We start from the raw sequence: 5,034 nt of genomic DNA, 5'->3' as shown, positions 1-5,034 counted from the left end.
CCGTCGCCACCGATTACGAAAAGATCCACCCGGGATTCGCCATGTAGTCCACCCCCCACCCCGCCGTCGGGTCCGCCGTTCCCCCGGCGGCCCGGAGGGCCGGACCCGTCACAGCAGTCGCCGAAGCGAGGCGGCGGACCTCCCCCGAGAAGGTGTCGAACAATGTCAGTCGCCGTGCAGCGCGCCACCGGCAAGGGCAGCCGGCAGCGCGATCCGCGTCCGGGCCTGATGGAACGCGTCAAGCGCTCGTACGCCAGGCACTGGTACGCCTACGCGATGATCGCGCCGGTCGTGCTCGTGCTCGGCGTCCTGGTGCTCTACCCGCTCGCCGAGGGCCTCTGGCTCACCCTCACCGACGCCAACAGCCTCAACGTCGCCCGCAAGATCGGCGCCAACGAGATCCCGGCGGGCTACCGCTTCGTCGGCTTCGACAACTACGCCGACATCCTCTGGGGCCCCGGCTCCTACGACCGCTTCTGGTCGCACTTCGTCTGGACCATCGCCTGGACCGCGCTCTGCGTCGGCCTCCACTACACCATCGGCCTGGGCCTGGCCCTGCTGCTCAACCAGAAGCTGCGCGGGCGCGCCGTCTACCGGATGCTGCTCATCCTGCCCTGGGCCGTGCCGACCTTCGTCACCGTCTTCTCCTGGCGGCTGATGCTCGCCGACGGCGGCGCCGTCAACGGCCTGCTCGCCGCCCTGCACCTGCCCGAACCCGGCTGGCTGGACGACCCGACCGCGCAGAAGGCCGCCGCCGTCATGGTCAACACCTGGGTCGGCGTGCCGTTCATGATGATCTCGCTGCTCGGCGGCCTCCAGTCGATCCCCGCCGAGCTGTACGAGGCCGCCGAGATGGACGGCGCCACCGCCTGGCAGCGCTTCCGCCACGTCACCCTGCCCGGCCTGCGCACCGTCTCCTCGACCGTCGTCCTGCTCGGCATCATCTGGACGTTCAACCAGTTCGCCGTCATCTTCCTGCTGTTCGGCAACGGCGCCCCCGACGCCCAGCTGCTGGTCACCTGGGCCTACCGGCTCGGCTTCGGCCAGCAGCCCCGGGACTACGCGCAGTCCGCCGCCTACGGCGTCATCCTGCTCTCCATCCTGGTCGTCTTCACCGCCTTCTACCGCCGCTGGCTCGCCCGCAACGAGCGGGCGAACGGCTGACCCCGGCCAACCAAGCGACCACGAAGGAGGCACCCCGATGAGCACCACCACCGACCGACCCACCCCCCTCGCCGCCCGGTCCGCGGCCCCCGCCGCCCGCCCGGCCAAGGTCCGCCGCCGCGGCGGCACCGGCCCGCTCGCCAGGACCCTGATGCACGGCGCGCTGATCCTGGCCAGCCTGATCGCGCTGTTCCCGGTGGCGTGGATCCTCTACGTCTCGTTCGGCCCGGACAAGACCGACTACCTGCACCCCGGCGAGATCCTCGACAAGCTGACCCTCTCGAACTACGAGACGGTGCTGTTCGACACCGACTTCTTCACCTGGTTCGGCAACGCCTTCCTGGTCTCCGGCGTCACCACCGTCTTCGGCGTGCTGATCGCCGCCTCCACCGGCTACGCCGTCTCCCGGATGCGCTTCCCCGGCCACCGCCCGCTGATGTGGTCGCTGCTGGTCACCCAGATGTTCCCGATCGCGGTGCTGATCGTGCCGATGTACACGATCCTGTCCGAGCTCGACCTGCTGGACAGCTACCTCGGCCTGATCCTGGTCTACTCGACCACCACCGTGCCCTACTGCGCCTGGCTGATGAAGGGCTACTTCGACACCATCCCGGTGGAGATCGACGAGGCCGGCCGGGTCGACGGGCTCACCCCGTTCGGCACCTTCTGGCGGCTGGTGCTGCCGCTCGCCCGCCCGGGCCTGGCGGTCGCCGCGTTCTACTCCTTCCTCACCGCCTGGGCCGAGGTCGCCTTCGCCTCCACCTTCATGCTCAGCTCCGACAAGTACACCCTCGCCGTCGGACTCCAGACCTTCGTCAGCGAGCACGACGCCCAGTGGAACCTGATGGCCGCGACCGCCGTGCTGATCGCCATCCCCTCCTCGGCCCTCTTCTACCTGGTGCAGCGCCACCTGGTGACCGGCCTGACCGCCGGCGCCTCGAAGTCCTGACCGGCGTCCCCGCCGACGTCCCGACCGCTCCGCCCGCCACACTCCGCAAGGGATACCGTCCATGACCCAGAACCTGGCCGACACCTCCCGGCCCGCCGACGACGCCACCGCTCACGAGGCCGGTGCCGCCGCGGACAGAGGCTGGTGGCGGGACGCGGTCATCTACCAGGTGTACCCGCGCAGCTTCGCCGACTCCAACGGCGACGGCATGGGCGACCTGCCCGGCATCCGCAGCCGCCTGCCCTACCTGCGCGACCTCGGCGTGGACGCCGTCTGGCTCTCGCCGTTCTACGCCTCCCCGCAGGCCGACGCCGGCTACGACGTCGCCGACTACCGGGCCGTCGACCCGATGTTCGGCACCCTGCTGGACGCCGACACGCTGATCCGCGACGCCCACCGGCTGGGCCTGCGGATCATCGTGGACCTCGTCCCCAACCACTCCTCCGACCAGCACGAGTGGTTCAAGCGCGCCCTGCGCGAGGGCCCCGGCTCCCCGCTGCGCGAGCGCTACCACTTCCGCCCCGGCAAGGGCGACAACGGCGAACTGCCGCCCAACGACTGGGAGTCCATCTTCGGCGGCCCCGCCTGGACCCGCACCGAGAACCCGGACGGCACCCCCGGCGACTGGTACCTGCACCTGTTCGCCCCCGAGCAGCCCGACTTCAACTGGGACAGCCCGGCCGTCGCCGACGAGTTCCGCTCCATCCTGCGCTTCTGGCTGGACATGGGCGTCGACGGCTTCCGCATCGACGTCGCCCACGGTCTGGTCAAGGCCCCCGGCCTGCCCGACCTCGGCGGCGCCGACCAGCTCAAGCTGCTCGGCAACGACGTCATGCCCTTCTTCGACCAGGACGGCGTGCACGCGATCTACCGCGCCTGGCGCACGATCCTCGACGAGTACCCGGGACAGCGGATCGGCGTCGCCGAGGCCTGGACCCCGACCGTCCGGCGCACCGCCAACTACGTGCGCCCCGACGAACTGCACCAGGCCTTCAACTTCCAGTACCTCGGCACCTCCTGGGACGCCGCCGAACTGCGCGCCGTGATCGACCTCTCGCTCGACTCGATGCGCCCCGTCGACGCCCCCACCACCTGGGTGCTCTCCAACCACGACGTCACCCGGCACGCCACCCGGTTCGCCAACCCGCCGGGCCTCGGCACCCAGATCCGCACCCCCGGCGACCGCGGACTCGGCCTGCGCCGCGCCCGCGCCGCCACCCTGCTGATGCTCGCCCTGCCCGGCTCCGCCTACGTCTACCAGGGCGAGGAACTCGGCCTGCCGGACGTCACCGACCTGCCCGACGAGGTCCGCCAGGACCCGTCGTTCTTCCGCAAGGCCGGCCAGGACGGCTACCGCGACGGCTGCCGCGTCCCGATCCCGTGGTCCGGTACCGAGGCCCCCTACGGCTTCGGCCCCACCGCCGGCGGGCCGTCCTGGCTGCCGCAGCCCGCCGAATGGGCCGCCCTCAGCGTCGAGGCGCAGACCGGCGACCCGACCTCCACCCTGGAGCTCTACCGCTCGGCCCTGGCCGTCCGCAAGGCGAACCCCGACCTCGGCGCCGGTGCCGACGTCCAGTGGCTCCCCGCGCCCGAGGGCACCCTGGCGTTCCGCCGCGGCTCCTTCGTCTGCACCGTCAACACCACCGGTGCCCCGGTCCGGATACCGGCCCCCGGCCGACTGCTGCTCACCTCCGCCGGCGCCGGCCCGGACGTGGTGGACGGCGAGGCGGTGCTCGCCGCCGACAGCACCGACTGGTGGGCGGTCTGACGTGGTTGCAATAGGCTCTGGGACCGTGACTACGGCGCGACTCTCAGACATCGCGGCGCAGGCGGGGGTCAGCGAAGCCACCGTCTCCCGCGTGCTCAACGGCAAGGCCAACGTCTCGGCCACCACCCGGCAGACCGTGCTGGCGGCCCTGGACGTGCTCGGCTACGAGCGGCCGACCCGGCTGCGCCGGCGCAGCGCCGGGCTGATCGGCCTGATCACCCCGGAGCTGAGCAACCCGATCTTCCCGGCCCTGGCCCAGGTGATCGAGCAGGTGCTGAGCCGGCACGGCTTCACACCGGTGCTCTGCACCCAGACGCCGGGCGGCTCCACCGAGGACGAGCTCGTCGAGATGCTGGTGGACCGGGGCGTGGCGGGCATCGTCTTCGTCTCCGGCCTGCACGCCGACTCCACCGCCGACCACGACCGCTACGCCCGGCTGGCCGGGCGCGGGGTGCCGTTCGTGCTGATCAACGGCTACAGCGAGCGCATCGACGCGCCGTTCATCTCGCCGGACGACCGGGCCGCGATGTGGATGGCCGTCCAGCACCTGGCCGAACTCGGCCACGAGCGGATCGGCCTGGCCGTCGGCCAGCAGCGCTACGTGCCGGTGCTGCGCAAGATCGAGGGCTTCACCGCGGCCATGCGGGAGGTGCTGGGCCTCGGCGCCGAGGAGGCCGAGGGGCTGGTCCACCACACGCTGTTCAGCGTGGAGGGCGGGCACGCGGCGGCCGGGGCGCTGCTCGACAAGGGCTGCACGGCGATCGTCTGCGGCAGCGACATGATGGCGCTCGGCGCGATCCGCGCGGTCCGGCAGCGGGGCCTGGCGGTGCCGCAGGACGTCTCGGTGGTCGGCTTCGACGACTCGCCGCTGATCGCCTTCACCGAGCCGCCGCTGACCACCGTCCGCCAGCCGGTGGAGGCGATGGCCACCGCGGCGGTGGACGCGCTGCTGGAGGAGGTCGGCGGGAACGCCGCGCAGCGCGGGGAGTTCATGTTCCAGCCGGAGCTGGTGATGCGCGGCTCGACCGGCGCCCGGGCGCGCTGAGTCCGTACGCCGCGGGGGCCCGGGAGCAGCCGGCACCCCGGCCCCCCCGGCGGTGCCCCGCAGCCCACCAGGAACGTCGGGGGGGGCGGGGGGGACCCGGGGGCGGCG

Annotated in this window: 4 protein-coding genes; all 4 read left to right on the top strand. The window is 72.2% G+C overall.

Annotation, left to right across the window (positions count from 1 at the left end; genetic code table 11):
• Nucleotides 1-162: 162 nt before the first annotated feature.
• The 4 genes from ACFXAM_RS27805 (at nt 163) to ACFXAM_RS27790 (ending at nt 4,926) form a co-directional block, all read left to right on the top strand.
• A complete protein-coding gene (locus ACFXAM_RS27805) occupies nt 163-1,164 on the top strand; it encodes a carbohydrate ABC transporter permease (RefSeq protein WP_380295227.1) in 1,002 nt (333 codons plus the stop codon).
• 37 nt (nt 1,165-1,201) lie between these two features.
• Nucleotides 1,202-2,113: a sugar ABC transporter permease gene (locus ACFXAM_RS27800; RefSeq protein WP_380295225.1), complete on the top strand. Its 912-nt coding sequence runs from the start codon at nt 1,202-1,204 to the stop codon at nt 2,111-2,113.
• 61 nt (nt 2,114-2,174) lie between these two features.
• Complete coding sequence (locus tag ACFXAM_RS27795; protein ID WP_380295223.1) at nt 2,175-3,881, top strand: glycoside hydrolase family 13 protein; 1,707 nt, start codon at nt 2,175-2,177, stop codon at nt 3,879-3,881.
• A 25-nt stretch (nt 3,882-3,906) separates the two neighbouring features.
• Nucleotides 3,907-4,926: a LacI family DNA-binding transcriptional regulator gene (locus ACFXAM_RS27790; protein WP_380295222.1), complete on the top strand. Its 1,020-nt coding sequence runs from the start codon at nt 3,907-3,909 to the stop codon at nt 4,924-4,926.
• Nucleotides 4,927-5,034: the final 108 nt, after the last annotated feature.

Source organism: Kitasatospora sp. NPDC059462 (assembly GCF_042749955.1).
In the GTDB taxonomy this organism is placed as follows: domain Bacteria; phylum Actinomycetota; class Actinomycetes; order Streptomycetales; family Streptomycetaceae; genus Kitasatospora.
This window is presented reverse-complemented; position numbering and strand designations above follow the sequence as displayed.